Annotated in this window: 12 protein-coding genes; 7 read left to right on the top strand and 5 right to left on the bottom strand. The window is 37.7% G+C overall.

What is annotated here, in order from left to right; translation table 11 throughout:
• Positions 1-2: 2 nt before the first annotated feature.
• The 6 genes from AC3E9U_RS07215 (at position 3) to AC3E9U_RS07190 (ending at position 8,450) form a co-directional block, all read left to right on the top strand.
• Positions 3-2,174 (top strand): S9 family peptidase, encoded by a 2,172-nt coding sequence (locus AC3E9U_RS07215; RefSeq protein WP_488746236.1) that lies wholly within the window; start codon positions 3-5, stop codon positions 2,172-2,174.
• A gap of 35 nt (positions 2,175-2,209) precedes the next feature.
• Positions 2,210-4,147 (top strand): oligopeptide:H+ symporter, encoded by a 1,938-nt coding sequence (locus tag AC3E9U_RS07210; RefSeq protein WP_488746235.1) that lies wholly within the window; start codon positions 2,210-2,212, stop codon positions 4,145-4,147.
• A 74-nt stretch (positions 4,148-4,221) separates the two neighbouring features.
• Positions 4,222-5,874 (top strand): peptide MFS transporter, encoded by a 1,653-nt coding sequence (locus AC3E9U_RS07205; protein WP_488746234.1) that lies wholly within the window; start codon positions 4,222-4,224, stop codon positions 5,872-5,874.
• An 18-nt stretch (positions 5,875-5,892) separates the two neighbouring features.
• The gene (locus tag AC3E9U_RS07200) at positions 5,893-7,431 is read left to right on the top strand and encodes a peptide MFS transporter (RefSeq protein WP_488746233.1); all 1,539 of its coding nucleotides are present in this window, start codon (positions 5,893-5,895) and stop codon (positions 7,429-7,431) included.
• A 49-nt stretch (positions 7,432-7,480) separates the two neighbouring features.
• On the top strand, positions 7,481-7,957 hold the full coding sequence (locus AC3E9U_RS07195; protein WP_488746232.1) for a thioredoxin family protein: 477 nt from the start codon (positions 7,481-7,483) through the stop codon (positions 7,955-7,957).
• 4 nt (positions 7,958-7,961) lie between these two features.
• Positions 7,962-8,450 carry a thioredoxin family protein gene (locus tag AC3E9U_RS07190; RefSeq protein ID WP_488746231.1) on the top strand — a complete coding sequence of 163 codons (489 nt, stop codon included), beginning with the start codon at positions 7,962-7,964 and terminating at the stop codon, positions 8,448-8,450.
• Here AC3E9U_RS07190 and AC3E9U_RS07185 read toward each other — a convergent pair.
• From AC3E9U_RS07185 to surE, 4 genes are all read right to left on the bottom strand, one after another.
• Complete coding sequence (locus AC3E9U_RS07185; RefSeq protein ID WP_488746230.1) at positions 8,447-10,384, bottom strand: ComEC/Rec2 family competence protein; 1,938 nt, start codon at positions 10,382-10,384, stop codon at positions 8,447-8,449. The genes AC3E9U_RS07190 and AC3E9U_RS07185 overlap by 4 nt on opposite strands.
• Before the next feature lie 147 nt (positions 10,385-10,531).
• Positions 10,532-11,644 carry a lipid-A-disaccharide synthase gene (gene lpxB / locus AC3E9U_RS07180; RefSeq protein ID WP_488746229.1) on the bottom strand — a complete coding sequence of 371 codons (1,113 nt, stop codon included), beginning with the start codon at positions 11,642-11,644 and terminating at the stop codon, positions 10,532-10,534.
• Positions 11,645-11,646: 2 nt separating this feature from the next.
• Entirely contained in the window at positions 11,647-11,919 is a 273-nt protein-coding gene (locus AC3E9U_RS07175; RefSeq protein ID WP_488746228.1) for a hypothetical protein, read from the bottom strand.
• Between the two features lie 21 nt (positions 11,920-11,940).
• Entirely contained in the window at positions 11,941-12,705 is a 765-nt protein-coding gene (gene surE, locus AC3E9U_RS07170) for a 5'/3'-nucleotidase SurE (RefSeq protein ID WP_488746227.1), read from the bottom strand.
• Between the two features lie 163 nt (positions 12,706-12,868).
• On the opposite strand from surE, the gene AC3E9U_RS07165 reads away from it, so the two are divergent.
• On the top strand, positions 12,869-15,040 hold the full coding sequence (locus tag AC3E9U_RS07165) for a carboxy terminal-processing peptidase (RefSeq protein ID WP_488746226.1): 2,172 nt from the start codon (positions 12,869-12,871) through the stop codon (positions 15,038-15,040).
• 54 nt (positions 15,041-15,094) lie between these two features.
• Here AC3E9U_RS07165 and AC3E9U_RS07160 read toward each other — a convergent pair whose 3' ends face one another.
• On the bottom strand, positions 15,095-15,532 hold the full coding sequence (locus AC3E9U_RS07160; RefSeq protein WP_488746225.1) for a hypothetical protein: 438 nt from the start codon (positions 15,530-15,532) through the stop codon (positions 15,095-15,097).
• Positions 15,533-15,538: the final 6 nt, after the last annotated feature.

The raw sequence follows: 15,538 nt of genomic DNA, 5'->3' as shown, positions 1-15,538 counted from the left end.
TTATGAAAAATACTTTTAAATGCTTGTTTTTGTTGGTGTTAACGTCGTTTACAGCGATGGCACAGCAAAAAGTAACCCTTGAAGAAATTTGGGGCGGGGCTTTCAGAACGCAGGGAATGACTGCCTTGGAAGCAATGAAGAATACCAACCAGTACACGGTGCTTAATTTTGATCGTGCAACAAAGTCATCACAGATTGATTTGTATGATTTTGCTACGCTGGAAAAGGTGTCCACATTACTTGACTCAAAAAATTTCAAGGAATTGGAAGGGATTGACAGTTATACCTTCAGTAAAGACGAAAAGAAAATTCTGATTGCGAATCATTCCAACCCAATTTTCCGTCATTCTTTTGTTGCAGATTATTTCATCTACGACATCGCAACTAAATCACTTACAAAATTAGCAGATTATAAAGTACAAGAGCCGACTTTTTCTCCTGACGGTAGTAAAATCGGATACGTGTATCAGAATAACTTATATGTATATGACCTGACTGGAAAGAAACACACTCAGGTTACTACAGACGGAAAGAAAAATGCCGTAATTAACGGGGTTACCGATTGGGTTTACGAAGAAGAGTTCTCTTTCGTACGCGCTTTCGACTGGAATGCATCCGGTGATAAATTAGCATTTATCCGTTTTGACGAATCTCAGGTTCCGGAATTTTCAATGGATATGTACCTTCAGGGATTATACCCAGCTCAAAATGTTTTTAAATACCCGAAAGCAGGTGAGAAAAATGCTTTGGTTTCATTGCATGTGTACGACTTGAAATCAGCAGCTACCAAAAAAATCAACTTAGATAAATACAATGATTTTTATATCGCAAGAATCCAGTGGACTAACGATGCGAACACTTTAAGTGCTCAGGTACTGAACCGCCATCAGGATAATTTGGATTTATTGTTCGTTGATGGAAATTCAGGTACGACTAAAGTGGTTTTGAATGAAAAAGACAAAGCATATGTTGATGTGACGGATAATTTAACATTCTTAAACGACAACAGTTTTATCTGGACCAGCGAAAAAGACGGTTTCAACCATATTTATCATTACGATAAAAACGGTAAACTGAAAAACCAGATTACAAAAGGTAAATGGGAAGTAACACATTACTATGGTTTTGACCAGAAAAATGGAGTGATCTTCTTCCAATCTACAGAAAACGGTTCCATTAACCGTGACGTATACAGTGTTAAATTAAACGGATCTTCAAAAACACGTTTGACTACACAAACAGGTACTAACGGAGCTACTTTCAGCCCGAATTTCCAATATTTTATCAATTCGTTTTCAAGTGCAAAAAATGCGCCTAAGCACACACTTTGCGAAGTGAAAACAGGGAAAGTGATCAAAACCATTGTGTCAAACGAAGCTTTGGAGACGAAACTGGCGAAATACGATTTGCCTTCAAAAGAGTTCTTTGAATTGACGACTGAAAAAGGGCATAAGTTAAATGCCTGGATGATTAAACCGAAAGATTTCGATGCAACTAAAAAATATCCGGTATTCATGTATCAGTATTCGGGTCCCGGGTCTCAGCAGGTGAATAACGACTGGAACGGTTCGGATGACTATTGGTTTATGATGTTGGCGCAACAAGGCTACATCGTTGCTTGTGTGGACGGTCGCGGAACAGGTTTTAAAGGTGCGGAATTCAAAAAATGTACTCAGAAAGAATTAGGGAAATTTGAAGTAGAAGATCAAATCGACGCAGCTAAGGTTTTTGGATCTTATGCTTATGTTGACAAATCAAGAATCGGTATTTTTGGCTGGTCCTACGGAGGTTTTATGGCTTCTAACTGTATTTTCCAAGGGGCAGATGTGTTCAAAACAGCTATTGCTGTAGCGCCGGTAACAAGCTGGAGAAATTACGACTCTATCTACACAGAAAGATACATGCAGACACCTCAGGAAAATGCAAGTGGTTATGACAATAATTCACCGATTACTCACGTAAGTAAATTGAAAGGTAATTTACTTTTAGTTCACGGAACAGGAGACGATAACGTTCACGTTCAGAATACCATGAAGATGATCGAAGCACTGGTACAGGCAAACAAACAATTTGATTTGATGCTTTACCCGGACAAAAATCACGGAATCTACGGTGGAAAAACTCGTTTACAATTGTACACGAAAATGACCAACTTTATCAAAGAGAAACTATAAACAGTAAATATTAAGCTAAAATACCAAAAACAAAAATGAGCGAAATTACAGCTAAACAAGGACATCCTAAAGGGCTTTGGGTATTATTTGGAACCGAGATGTGGGAGCGTTTCAATTTCTACGGAATGCGGGCGTTATTGACACTTTTCATGGTGAATTCACTATTGATTAAAGAGGCTGATGCGGCTATTATTTATGGAGGATTCTTGGCATTGTGCTATTTAACACCACTTTTGGGTGGATTTATTTCCGATAAGTACTTAGGAAACAGAAATTGTATTTTAGTTGGGGGTACCTTAATGGCAATTGGTCAGTTTTTGTTGTTCCTTAGCGCTTCAACATTTACTTCAAATATGGGGGGGGCTAAAACAATTATGTGGTTGGCTTTATTCATCATCATTTTTGGGAATGGGTTTTTTAAACCGAATATTTCTTCCATGGTTGGGAGTTTGTATCCTAAGCAAGAGAAAAGTAAATTGGATTCGGCCTTTACTATTTTCTATATGGGAATCAATATGGGCGCCTTTTTAGGGCAGTTTATTTGTCCTTTTTTAGGAGATGTTAAAAATGATGAAGGAGTTAGGGATATTTTCGCTTTCAAGTGGGGTTTTTTAGCAGCTTCGATTGCGATGATTATAGGAACGATTACATTCTTTGTTCTTAAAAATAAGTATGTTGTTACTCCGGAAGGAAGGCCAATTGGAGGTCTGCCAAAACACAATACACACCATGATTTTGAAGAAGGTGAAACGCAAACTGCGAATTTCACAGGAAAATCAATAGGTATTGCTATCGGAATATTTGCGGTATTATTTTTTGTGTTTCGATTTTTATTAGTGGGTGAATTTGGTTTTACTTCAGTAGAAATGGGGCAATTAATTAAAGGAATCATTTATCCGTTTATTTATTCTGCGGGCATTTCATTAGCATTCTTAATTATGAGTTCTGCAGAGAATAAAATAGAAAGACAAAGAATTTGGGTGATTTATATTGTTTCTTTCTTTATTATCTTCTTCTGGGCAGCCTTTGAACAAGCAGGATCATCCTTGACGTTCATTGCGGATAATCAAACGGACAGACATATTTTTGGTTGGGATATGCCACCATCAATGGTTCAGATTTTCAACGGTCTTTTTGTAGTGGCATTGGCTTTACCGTTCAGTTTGCTTTGGGATAAATTAAGATCTAAAGGAAAAGAGCCGGTTTCACCAATGAAACAAGCTATTGGTTTGGCTTTAATTGCGTTGAGTTATTTTATTATTGCTCACAATGTAAAAGATTTAGGTAATTCGGGTTTATTAGCCATCAAATGGTTAATGTTATTATACTTAATTCAAACTATGGGAGAGCTTTGTTTATCTCCAATTGGGCTATCTTTAGTTGGTAAATTAGCGCCAAAGAGATTTGCGTCATTATTGTATGGAGTTTTCTTTATTGCTAATGCTGCCGGGTATGCTTTAGCAGGTTCGTTAGGGGCAATTATGCCAGCAACTGGTGATAAATTCGTAATTGCTAATGAGCAAAATATAGATTTACAAAAAGTATTAGATAAAACGTATCAACCAAATTCAAAAGAATTATTCTTGTTAGCGCAATCAAACTTAGCAGTAGCTGATTTTGGTAAAAATGTAGAATTGAAAAAAGAATTTGAAAAATTACAATCTGAAAATGCAAAAATAATTGATTCTCAAAGGAAAGAATTTAATACTAAACAAGAAGAATTAAAAAAATTAAAACAAGAATCAAAAGAGAAATTTAAAATTGACATATCGAAATTAAAATTTCTTTCTGATGAAAATTTAAGTAAAATTGAAAATGAAAACTTAATCAAATGTGAACACAAAACATTTGCTGGATTTACAATTCATAACTTATTTGAATTCTTCATGGTGTTTGTGATACTTTGTGGTATTGCGGCAGTTATTTTAGCTTTTTTATCACCGAGTTTAAAGAAAATGATGCACGGCGTGTAATAAGCCAATTCAAAAATATTTTATACCTTTCAAGCCCGTAGGAAAACCTGCGGGCTTTTTTTAATATAACTTCTATGAGAAATAAACATCCGAAAGGATTGCTCTTTTTGTTTTTTACCGAAATGTGGGAACGTTTCGGATACTATTTAATCATCGGGATTTTTGTTTTATACATGATTGACCCTGCCGCAACCGGCGGTTTGGCTTTTTCTGATAAATACGCCGATGACATCTTCGGAACCTACATCGCCTTAACTTATCTGACTCCGTTTTTGGGCGGTTATCTGGCGGACCGCGTACTCGGTTATTTTAAAGCAATTTATCTGGGAGGTTTCCTGATGGGATTGGGCTACATCGGATTAGGATTTCATGATATCACTGCCTTTTATGTTTCAATGGCACTGATAATCATCGGTAACGGATTCTTTAAGCCGAGTATTTCAACGCTGGTTGGGAATTTATATTCAACCGAAGAATACAAAGCCAATAAAGATGCCGGGTACAATATTTTCTATATGGGAATCAATATCGGTGCCTTCATTTGTAATATCATCGCTGCTTTTATGCGTAACCAATACGGCTGGAGTGCTGCGTTTATAACGGCAGGTGTGGGAATGTTCATTGGTCTGATCATTTTTACTTTAGGCAGAAAACATCTGCAGAGTGCCAATGTGATGAAGCCGGTGCAGGAAGGGGATATCAGTTTAGGCCGAATTCTTGGAATGGTTTTTTTACCTGCGATCATTTGCGGAGCCATAGGATGGATGATTCCGGACAATATTTTCAAAAGTGACTCTACTGATGCATTCATTTTTGCCTGTATCCCGATTATCGTTTTTTATGTTCGCCTGTATCTGAAAGCGAATCACGAAGACAAACGTCCCTTGGGAGCGCTTTTGGCTATTTTTGCGGTCGGGATGTTGTTTTGGGCGGTCTTCAAACAAAACGGGACGGCTTTAACCCGTTGGGCTAATTATTACACCGACAGACAGGTAACAGGATCTACTGAAAAAGCTTTGACCGGAATTTATCTGGTGGATCAAAAAGATTTTCAGACCAAGGAAGTTCAGAAATATGATAACCAGTTCCAAGCCGTAAAAGATGATGCAGGTGAGCCGGTTAAGGAGCAGGGGAAAGATGTGTATTTTACCAATGTCTCTGACAAACAACGCGCCGAACTGGAAAAAAATCCGGAACAGACCGTTTCTTTAATTAACACTGAATTATTCCAATCGGTGAATCCGGGCTGGATCATTTTACTGACTCCTGTGGTGGTGGGCTTCTTTATGTTTATGCGAAAGAGAGGCAAAGAACCAACCACCCCTTCTAAAATTGTTTTGGGTCTTTTCATATCAGCGTTATCCTGTTTAGTTATGGTCGCAGCGGTTTATATAGGAAGTAACGGAGCTGTTAAGGTATCACCACTTTGGCTAGTGGGAACCTACGGAGTAATTACCATAGGGGAATTGTGTTTGTCGCCAATGGGACTTTCCATCGTTTCGAAACTTAGTCCGCCGCGATTAACGGCCCTGATGATGGGAGGGTTCTTCCTGTCGATTTCCATAGGAAACAAATTGTCTGGAGTATTGGCGAGTATGTGGTATGATTATGAAAATAAAGCGAACTTTTTCCTAGTAAATTGTTTACTTCTATTGTTTGCCACGTTATTGGGATTGTCAATCCTGAAACGATTGAATGCAGTTATGAAAGAAAAGGGATTAAATTAAAAATAACAATAAATTACAATGAGTTCAACTATAGATGAAATTCAGGATTTCAAGGGAATAAAGATAAACGATATCCAGAATTTTGAAGGGAAATACCCGAAACAGCTTTGGTATTTATTTTTTAGCGAGATGTGGGAGCGTTTCAGTTTCTACGGTATGCGCGGGATGCTGTACTTTTTTATGGTGCATCAGCTGATGATGGACGATACCATTGCAAATTTACAATACGGCGCTACACAGGCATGGGTTTACGCATTCACTTTTATTGGCGGACTTTTCGCAGATAAGATTTTTGGTTTTAGAAAGTCACTTTTTTGGGGTGGACTTTTGATGATCGTAGGAAGTGTAATCTTGTCAATCGATCCCAAGCAGTTTTTCTTTATTGGGGTTAGTTTTACTATAGTGGGAACCGGTTTTTTTAAACCGAACATTTCATCTATGGTAGGTAAACTTTATAGAGATGATGATAACAGAAGGGATGCCGGATTTTCTTTGTTTTATGCCGGTGTTAATTTAGGAGCGCTTATTGGAGGTTACATTTGCGTGGCTGTTGGAAAAGGCGAATTATGGAGTGGTTTGGTCCCTGAAGGTTTACGATGGAACGCTGCTTTTGGGTTTGCGGCAATAGTAATGATCATTAGTTTGTTAACATTTACACAGACGCAGAAGAGTTTGGGCGCGATAGGTTTATCACCATTGGCTCATATTGATAAGTCGAAACGACGACTGTATGAAATTTTGACTTATGTCGGCTCAATTCTAATCATTCCCATAATAATGGTCATGGTTTCAAATACGGTATATACGGATTGGTTCATGTACATCATTGGTCCGGTTTCAATATTGTACTTGTTTTATGAAATGAAGGATTTCTCCGCTTCACAAAACAAAAAATTGATAGCAGCTGTGATTTTTATGTTGTTTTCCATTGTGTTTTGGGCCTTTTTTGAACAGAGTGGAGGTTCATTAAGTGCATTCGCCGCAAATAATTTGGATAACCGTTTATTAGGTGTAAGGTTAGATCCTAACGGAGTTAACAATGCGGTGAACTCTTTATTCGTAATCGCTTTTGCTGCTTTGATCGGAATGGTTTGGTTATGGATGCACAAAAGAAAAATTGAACCTAATACCGTGGTGAAATTCGGTTTAGGATTCTTATTCCTGGCTGGTGGTTTCTGGGTTTTCTACTATACTAAATTCTTTGCCGATGCGTCTGGTAAAACATCTTTGGACTTGTTTACCTTCGGTTGGTTCATCATCACATTCGGTGAATTATGTCTTTCGCCAATCGGAATGAGCGCGATGACCAAATTATCGCCTCAGAAAACGCAGGCGGTAATTATGGGAATGTGGTTCCTCGCAAGTGCTTACGGACAGTACTTTGCCGGTTTGTTAGGGGCTAATATCGCAGAAGCTTCCGAAAATGCCACTAATCTTGAAAAATTAAATGTATACGCCGATGGCTACGAGCAATTAGCTATCTATGCTTTGGTTGCTGGAATCGCATTAATAGCCATTTCTCCAATGGTGAAAAAATTAATGCAGGACGTTAAGTAATAATCGGCATTATTTTTGTTATTTAGTAGCTGATTAAAAAGAAAATAAGATGAAGAAATTACTTTTAGGATTGTTCATTTGTTTGAACTCTTTGGTGCTTTCTGCTCAGGAAGGGGAGTTGACATGGCATACAAGTATCGATAAAGCCATGGAAATTTCGAAAAAAGAACACAAACCGCTGATGTTGTTTTTTACCGGAAGTGATTGGTGCGGCTGGTGCATTCGTTTGCAGAAAGAAGTTTTTTTCAAAGAAGAATTTGTCAAATGGGCCAAAGATAATGTGGTACTTGTAGAATTGGATTTTCCAAGAAAGAAACAATTGGATCCGACATTGCAACAACAAAATTACTCTTTGCAAAGTGCATTTAAAATTCAGGGGTATCCTACCATTTGGTTTGTAAATGCAGACACGAAAGACGGAAAAACCAATTTCACGCAATTGGGCAGCACGGGATATGTTGCCGGTGGACCGGAAGCCTGGATTTCAGGAGCTAATCAAATTTTGAATAATAATAAAAAAGGATAATAAGATGAAAAAGATACTATTTGCCGTATTGTTTGTTTTAGGAAATCTGGCAGTACAAGCGCAACAGACAGATGCTAAAGAAATCAAATGGATGACATTGGATGAGGCTTTGAAACTTCAGAAAGATAAGCCGAAAAAGGCAAAACCAATTTTCATGGATGTATACACGGATTGGTGTGGCCCTTGCAAAATGCTGGACAAAAACACCTTTCATGATCCTAAATTTGTAGAGTACATCAGCGCAAATTACTATCCGGTTAAATTTAACGGAGAAGGTAATTTTGAAGTGACTTATAAGGATAAAAAATATGCGAATCCAGGATATGACCCGAATAGAAAAGGGCGTAATTCGGCTCATGAGTTTACCAATTTCTTACAGGTTCAGGGCTATCCTTCGATGTATGTTTTTGATAAAACAGGTGAAGTGAAAGCGCCAATAGTCGGATACATGACCGCCGATCAGGTAATCGAAGAACTTAAAAAAATGAATTAATTTTCAATCCTATAGAATCCCTTTTCCGAAGTAGCGTGAAAAGGGATTTTTTCTTTTTCGCAAGTCGTCTCCCATCGCTTTACGTAACTTTTGTAATTCGTTCCGTCGGCAATTATCAGTTTTGGATGAATCATTGTGATCGCCCGGACCAGATTTATTTTTGGAGATTGGGTTAATAACAGGATGTCTGGCTTTTGTTTGAGGGAGTAAATGCCGAGACTGTCAATAATCAATATTTTTTCTTGCTTGTAGTAAATGACATTTTGCAAAGGACGAATTTCAAAATCCTGATTGAAATTGCCGAGATTGTAAGTTTTCAGATTTGCATTTTCACGAGGTAAAGTGTCGTTGGTGTAGACTTTTACTTTGCCATTCCGTTTTTCTGTCAGCAGGGTGTTTTTTCTACTGTTGAAAATGACAAACTCACTCCCTTGTTTGGTTTCCCATATCGCAAATAGAAGCATAACTTCAAAAGTCAGCGCACTGCTTAAAAACAGAACAAGTTTCGAATATTTTTTTTCATAAAACCAAAGCACCAAAGCCGTTAGAACAAGATAGGAAATCAGCAATAGAGAGAATGAGAAGGGAATATCTTTGATCGCAAATTTTTCAAAAGAAGCAATCCACGCAATGTATTGATTCATCAGGTCAATTGAGATTTCCAACACTTTTCCAAACACGATTGCAATTGTGGGGGTGATGAAATTTAAGGCGAGCACAATGATCCCCAAAATCAGTACAAAACTTGAAAGCGGAATGACCACTAAGTTCGCCAAAAAAAACAATAAAGGAATCTGGTGGAAATAGTACAGGCTCAGCGGTAAAACCCCAATTTGTGCTACAAATGAAATCGTAAGGATGTCTGCAAAATAATTGATCGATCTGTATTTTGAAAGTCGCAACGAACTGTAAAAAGGTTGCAGCCATACAATTGAAAAGACGGCGATATAACTCAATTGGAATCCTACATCAAAAAGAAAGTTTGGATTAAACAGTAAGATGATCGTCATTGAAACGGCTAAGGTGTTATAAATGTTTCCCGATTTATTAAGGTACCTGCCAAAACTGATAATGCTGAACATTACTACCGAACGCACTACCGATGCCGACAGTCCAGACAGTATTGCAAAGAGCCAAAGAAAAGCTATGATAATTATAAACTGTATTAGTTTTCCGTTTTTCAGACGGTCTAACGGTTTTAAGAAAAAGAGTAAAAGGGCATACAGTATGGCAATGTGCAGACCCGAAATCGCCAATATATGAATTACCCCGGCATTGGTGTAATCGGCATTGGTCTGAAGATCCATGTCCTGTCGCTGTCCGAGCAATAAAGCATAGAGTACATGGTTTGTACTTTCTGAAAACCGATGCTGTCGGAAACTGTTCAGTAAAGCACTTCGATAGTTTTCGACGTAGTAATCAAAGTTTTTTGCTATGCCGATTTCTCGATAAGTACCCGATTGCAAGTAAAGTTGATGATAAACATCCTGCTTTTCTAGGTAGGCAGCATAATCAAACTGGTTGGGATTGAAGGATTTTGGAACCAAACAGGGTAATCCTTTTATCAGCAATTTGTCGCCTGCATGAAATTGTTCCTTTCTTTCTTTTTTAGAAACCGACAGCAATATTTTTCCAAAGACCTTTTTGCCGTTTATATTGTGGATTTTGAAATAATATTTTTCTGCAAAGGCATTTGGTTTTAATCTTTCGGAAACGGTTCCGCGGATTGTAGTATCTTCGATTAAATGATGACTGTAATGGTTTTTGTAGTCGGGTTGATAATGAAGTGAATGGGTTGACATTCCCACGCAAAAAGAAAGCAGATACGCAGAAAGAGCGAAATTATTTTTCTGTAAGAAGTGTTTGTTCGAAAGTCGGAACTGAATGCCGAAAAGTACTAATGCAATCAGACTGCTAACTATTATCCATGTCATGTTGGGTCGCAAATAAAAATTTGCGACAATGCCAAACAGAAAAAATACGGTAAGTAGTATTATAGGAAATTTTGTCATTTTCATAATATCAAAGATATACAGAAAATAATAAAATTAAAGAAAATTCCTACTTTTTATAAATACGATTTATTTTATGGAAGCATAAATCAACTGTGCTGTCTTTGCACTCGCACCTTCACCGCCTAATTTTTCTTCAAGTAGATCGTAATTTTCCAAAACTGTCTTGCGGTATTCCGGACGCAACAATTTTTCCAGTTCGATTTTTATCTTTTTCGGATTACAATCGTCCTGAATCAATTCGGTTACGACTTCTTTATCCATGATCAGATTAACAAGCGAAATGTATTTCAGGGTAATGATGCGTTTGGCGATCTGATAGGAGATCCAATTGCCTTTATATAGTACGACTTCCGGAACTTTAAATAAGGCAGTCTCCAGCGTCGCTGTACCGGAAGTAACCAAAGCAGCATATGCCACGCTTAGCAAATCGTAGGTTTTGTTGGAAATGAAATGTACCTGATCGTTGGTCAGAAACTGTTGATAAAAAGAATATTCCTGACTGGGAGCACCGGCAATCACAAACTGGTAATCCGGGAAGTCTTTCATAACAGATAGCATTTCGGACAGCATTTTGGAAATTTCCTGTTTTCGGCTCCCGGGTAAAAGAGCGATTATAGGTCGGTCGTCTAATTTGTTTGCTTTTTTAAATTCGGCGGCATCGGTTTTCGGGCGGTTATGAATTGCGTCAATCAGCGGATGACCTACAAATTCCACCGGAAAATGATGTTTCTTTTCGTAAAAATCCTTTTCGAAAGGAAGAATCACATACATTTTGTCGACATCGCGTTTAATGGCTTTGATTCGGTTTTCCTTCCATGCCCAGATTTGCGGGGAAATGTAGTAATGGTTTTTTATGCCCAGTTTTTTGGCCCATTCGGCTATTCGCATATTAAAACCAGGATAATCAATGTAAATAATCACATCAGGTTTGAAATTCAGAATGTCGGCTTTACAAATTTTGATATTGTTGAGAATGGTCTTCAGATTTGCAATTACTTCGGCAAAGCCCATGAAAGCCAAATCACGGTAATGTTTGACCAGAGTGCCGCCGGCCTGCTGCATAAGGTCGCCACCCCAGAAACGGATTTCAGCAGTTGGATCTTCTTTCAAAATGTTCTTCATCAAATTAGAACCGTGCAAATCGCCGGATGCTTCACCCGCTATGATGTAGTATTTCATTGTTATAGGATTACCGTTAGAACTGCGAAAACTATCGTCGCTAAAATAACGCCTTTGGCCATTAATTCTTTGTTCAGTTTTAATAAAATTGCAAAAACGATCAGATTAATAATAGCGCCAAGGGTGATTAATTTTCCCAATAGGCCCTGCGCACGAACTATTTGAATATCTTCCAGGGAACGGGCGTGGGCAAAAAAATATAAAATTAACATGCACCCGAAAGTGGCTGTTATTATTCCAACAATAAAACCGATAAATAGATCTTTTTTATCCATTTTGTAATTTCTGATTCGTAATTATTTTAGATCCCAGCTGTTTAATTGCTGAATGGCATGATGAGCGGTCAGGTCAAACTGAACGGGAACAACTGAAATATAATTGTGTTTCAGCGCCCATTCGTCGGTGTCTTCGCCTTTGTCAAGGTTGACAAATTCTCCGGTCAGCCAGTAATATTCCTTTCCCTGTGGGTTAGTTCGCTTGTCAAATCGTTCTTCCCACACGGCTTTGGCCTGTCGGCAGACTTTAATTCCTTTTATGGGTTTTTTAGGAAGGTTGACATTTAAAACCACGCCTTCGGGTAAACCTCTTTCCAAAACTTCCTCCACTATTTTCTTCACATAAGGCTTTACCGGTTCAAAATCGGCGCTCCAGCTGTAATCCAAAAGGGAGAATCCGATAGCAGGAATTCCCTCGATACCGGCTTCCACGGCGGCCGACATAGTTCCGGAATAAATTACGTTGATGGATGAATTCGAACCGTGATTGATTCCTGATACGCACAAATCGGGTTTGCGTTTCAGGATTTCATGCACTGCTATTTTAACACAATCAACCGGCGTTCCGGAACAACTGTATTCATTTTCAAGTTCTTTATCGATTACGACTTTTTCAATATGCAACGTATTGTTGATGGTAATGGCATGTCCCATGGCCGATTGCGGACTGTCGGGCGCCACAACTATCACCTCGCCTAATTCTTTCATCACTTCAATCAGTGCGCGGATTCCCGGTGCTGTAATGCTGTCGTCGTTGGTGACTAATATCAAAGGTTTTTGTGCCATTCCGCCATTATTTTTTTACTTTCGCTAAAGTAAGCAATTTCTAAATGTGTGTTGGTACAATTTTTGATTTTGAATAGGAAGGTGAAAAGAAACCTTTAACAAAAAATTATTGGAACATTAAGAAAGAGGCTTTCTTTTTTATGTAATTTAGTGAAAAATAGTAATGAATACTTTTTGGCAATTTATGAAGAGAAATTATAAGATTGTATTGTTGATAATGGCTTTATCTGCAGTACTATGGAGTTTTATGCCTACCAAAAAAGAAGATCCGGAAAAAGATAAGCTTTTACTGGAATTATTGACTTTTGTTTTGGAGAAGGGGCATTACGATCCGATAGCAATGGACGATACATTTTCAAAAAGTGTTTATAAGGAATATATTGACGCATTAGATCCTTCAAGACGTTTCTTTGTACAATCCGATATTGACGAATTTAAGAAATATGAAACGCAGATTGATGACCAGATCAAAAACAAGGATCTGAAATTCTTTGAATTGACGTATGGTCGTTTAATGGAGCGTATGAAAGAGTCTGAAAAAATCTACAAAGAGATTCTGGATAAACCGTTTGATTTCAACAAAGAAGACAATATCAATACGGATTATGAGAAAATGCCTTTCTCGAAAAATAAAACAGAATTGAGAGACCGTTGGGAGAAACAGCTTAAACTGTCCGTACTTTCGTCGATTACTGATAAATTGAAATTAGAGGAAGACAAAAAGAAAAAAGATCCGAAGTATACCGAAAAAACGTTTGGTAAATTAGAGGAAGATTCGCGTGAAACCACTTTAAAATCACTGAATGAATATTTTGAATTTGTGGGTGAGTTGGATAGAAGTGATTGGTTTTCAGTATACTTGAATTCAATTGTAGAGCGATTTGATCCGCACACTTTCTATTTTGCTCCTGAAGAAAAGGATAAATTCGACATCAGCATGAGCGGAACCTTGGAAGGAATCGGAGCTCGTTTAGTTAAGAAAAATGACATTACTGAAATATCCGAGTTGATTCCGGGTGGACCGGCGTGGAGAGGTAAAGAGTTGGAGCAAGGTGATTTAATTCTGAAAGTTGCCCAAGGCGACGGAGAACCGGTTGATGTTGTAGGTATGCGAATCGACGATGTTGTTAAAAAGATCAAAGGTAAAAAAGGAACTGAAGTTCGCCTAACCGTGAAGAAAGTTGACGGTACCATAAAAATTATCAAAATCATTCGTGAAGTGGTGGAATTGGAAGAAACGTATGCGAAATCAAGCGTCGTTAAAGACGGTGACAAAACATATGGTGTTATCTATTTGCCTAAATTCTACATTGATTTTGAAAATAAAGATAAAAGAGATGCCTACAAAGATGTGGCTCAGGAAATTGAAAGATTGAAAGCACAAGGAGTAGAAGGTATTGTGATGGATTTAAGAGATAACGGTGGAGGTTCACTTCAGACCGTTGTGGATATGGTCGGTTTGTTTATCGAAGACGGACCGGTAGTGCAGGTGAAATCATCAGGTAGAAAAAAAGAGGTTCTGTATGATAAAGATTCTCGTGTACAATGGGATGGTCCATTGGTAGTAATGGTGAATAATTTCTCAGCTTCCGCTTCTGAAATTTTCGCTGCAGCTATTCAGGATTACAAACGCGGAATTGTGATCGGAAGTAAACATACCTACGGAAAAGGAACCGTGCAAAATGTGATTGATCTGAATCAGTTTGTGAGAAGCAGTTCTTTCGGAGATTTAGGTGCTTTGAAAACAACAACGCAGAAATTCTATAGAATTAACGGAGGTTCAACCCAAAGAGAAGGTGTATTGAGTGATATCGTAATGCCGGACCGATATTCTTATATCGAAATGGGCGAGCGCGATGTTGATAATGCCATGCCTTGGGATAAAATTGACGAGGCATCCTATAAAGTAAGTAAAACAGCTAGTTTTGATGATGTAATTGCTAAAAGCAAAGCCAGAATGGCAGCTAGTCCGCAATTCAAATTAATCGACGAGAATGCTAAATGGATTAACGAACGTAAAGACATTAATACTTACAGTCTGAATTTCAAAAAGTTCAAAGCTGATGAAGACGCTGTAGAAGTAACCGCTAAGAAATTTAAAGCATTGACTGACTACAAAAGTACTTTGAAATTTAGTTCATTAGCGTATGAGCAAGAAATGTTTAAAAAGGATTCTGTACTTGCACAGAAAAGAGAAAGATGGCATGAAAGTTTAGCCAATGATGTTTATGTAGAGGAAGCCATGAAGATTCTTTCGGATATGAAATCCAATACAATTGCAAAAGGAACGATCAATTTGAAAGAGAAGAAAAGTAAATTAGTGGAGGTTAAATAAATAAAACCGCTCAAGCAATAAAAAAAAGCCATTCACATTGTGAATGGCTTTTTTTTATTTCATTAATTTATCTAATGTTTTTTGTTTTTTCTGAAGTTGTTCTTCACATTTTTGTTGTTTTTCAAGAAGTTTCAAAAGTCTTTTTCTCGCTTTCAGTTCCTGATCCGTGTCTAATTTGCCTTTTTCCATTTTTCGGTCAAATTTTTTCTGCTCTTTTTCGAGTTCTTCTTTAGCGTCTTTCAGTTTGTCCTTGGCTTTTTCAACATCTTTTTTTGCGTCATCGAGCTTTTCTTTTTCTTTTTCCGCTTTCTTTATCTCTTTCTCCATTTTAGCCTTTTCCTTTTCAGCCAGTTCTTTTTCTTTTGCTACGTCAATTGAGGATTTTTCCGTAGCAGGAATCGGATTTTCGACTGGTTTTGCGGGCTCCTGTGAGAATCCGATTTGGAATCCCATGATAGTAATTATTACGATTAAATTTGTTTTTATTTTCATAGGGGC

Source organism: Flavobacterium sp. 21.1, assembly GCF_057801535.1.
This window is presented reverse-complemented; position numbering and strand designations above follow the sequence as displayed.

Coding starts and splice junctions, on each gene's coding strand:
- AC3E9U_RS07215 (WP_488746236.1), top strand. CDS start 3: ATGAAAAATACTTTTAAATGCTTGTTTTTGTTGGTGTTAACGTCGTTT.
- AC3E9U_RS07210 (WP_488746235.1), top strand. CDS start 2,210: ATGAGCGAAATTACAGCTAAACAAGGACATCCTAAAGGGCTTTGGGTA.
- AC3E9U_RS07205 (WP_488746234.1), top strand. CDS start 4,222: ATGAGAAATAAACATCCGAAAGGATTGCTCTTTTTGTTTTTTACCGAA.
- AC3E9U_RS07200 (WP_488746233.1), top strand. CDS start 5,893: ATGAGTTCAACTATAGATGAAATTCAGGATTTCAAGGGAATAAAGATA.
- AC3E9U_RS07195 (WP_488746232.1), top strand. CDS start 7,481: ATGAAGAAATTACTTTTAGGATTGTTCATTTGTTTGAACTCTTTGGTG.
- AC3E9U_RS07190 (WP_488746231.1), top strand. CDS start 7,962: ATGAAAAAGATACTATTTGCCGTATTGTTTGTTTTAGGAAATCTGGCA.
- AC3E9U_RS07185 (WP_488746230.1), bottom strand. CDS start 10,384: ATGACATGGATAATAGTTAGCAGTCTGATTGCATTAGTACTTTTCGGC.
- lpxB (WP_488746229.1), bottom strand. CDS start 11,644: ATGAAATACTACATCATAGCGGGTGAAGCATCCGGCGATTTGCACGGT.
- AC3E9U_RS07175 (WP_488746228.1), bottom strand. CDS start 11,919: ATGGATAAAAAAGATCTATTTATCGGTTTTATTGTTGGAATAATAACA.
- surE (WP_488746227.1), bottom strand. CDS start 12,705: ATGGCACAAAAACCTTTGATATTAGTCACCAACGACGACAGCATTACA.
- AC3E9U_RS07165 (WP_488746226.1), top strand. CDS start 12,869: ATGAATACTTTTTGGCAATTTATGAAGAGAAATTATAAGATTGTATTG.
- AC3E9U_RS07160 (WP_488746225.1), bottom strand. CDS start 15,532: ATGAAAATAAAAACAAATTTAATCGTAATAATTACTATCATGGGATTC.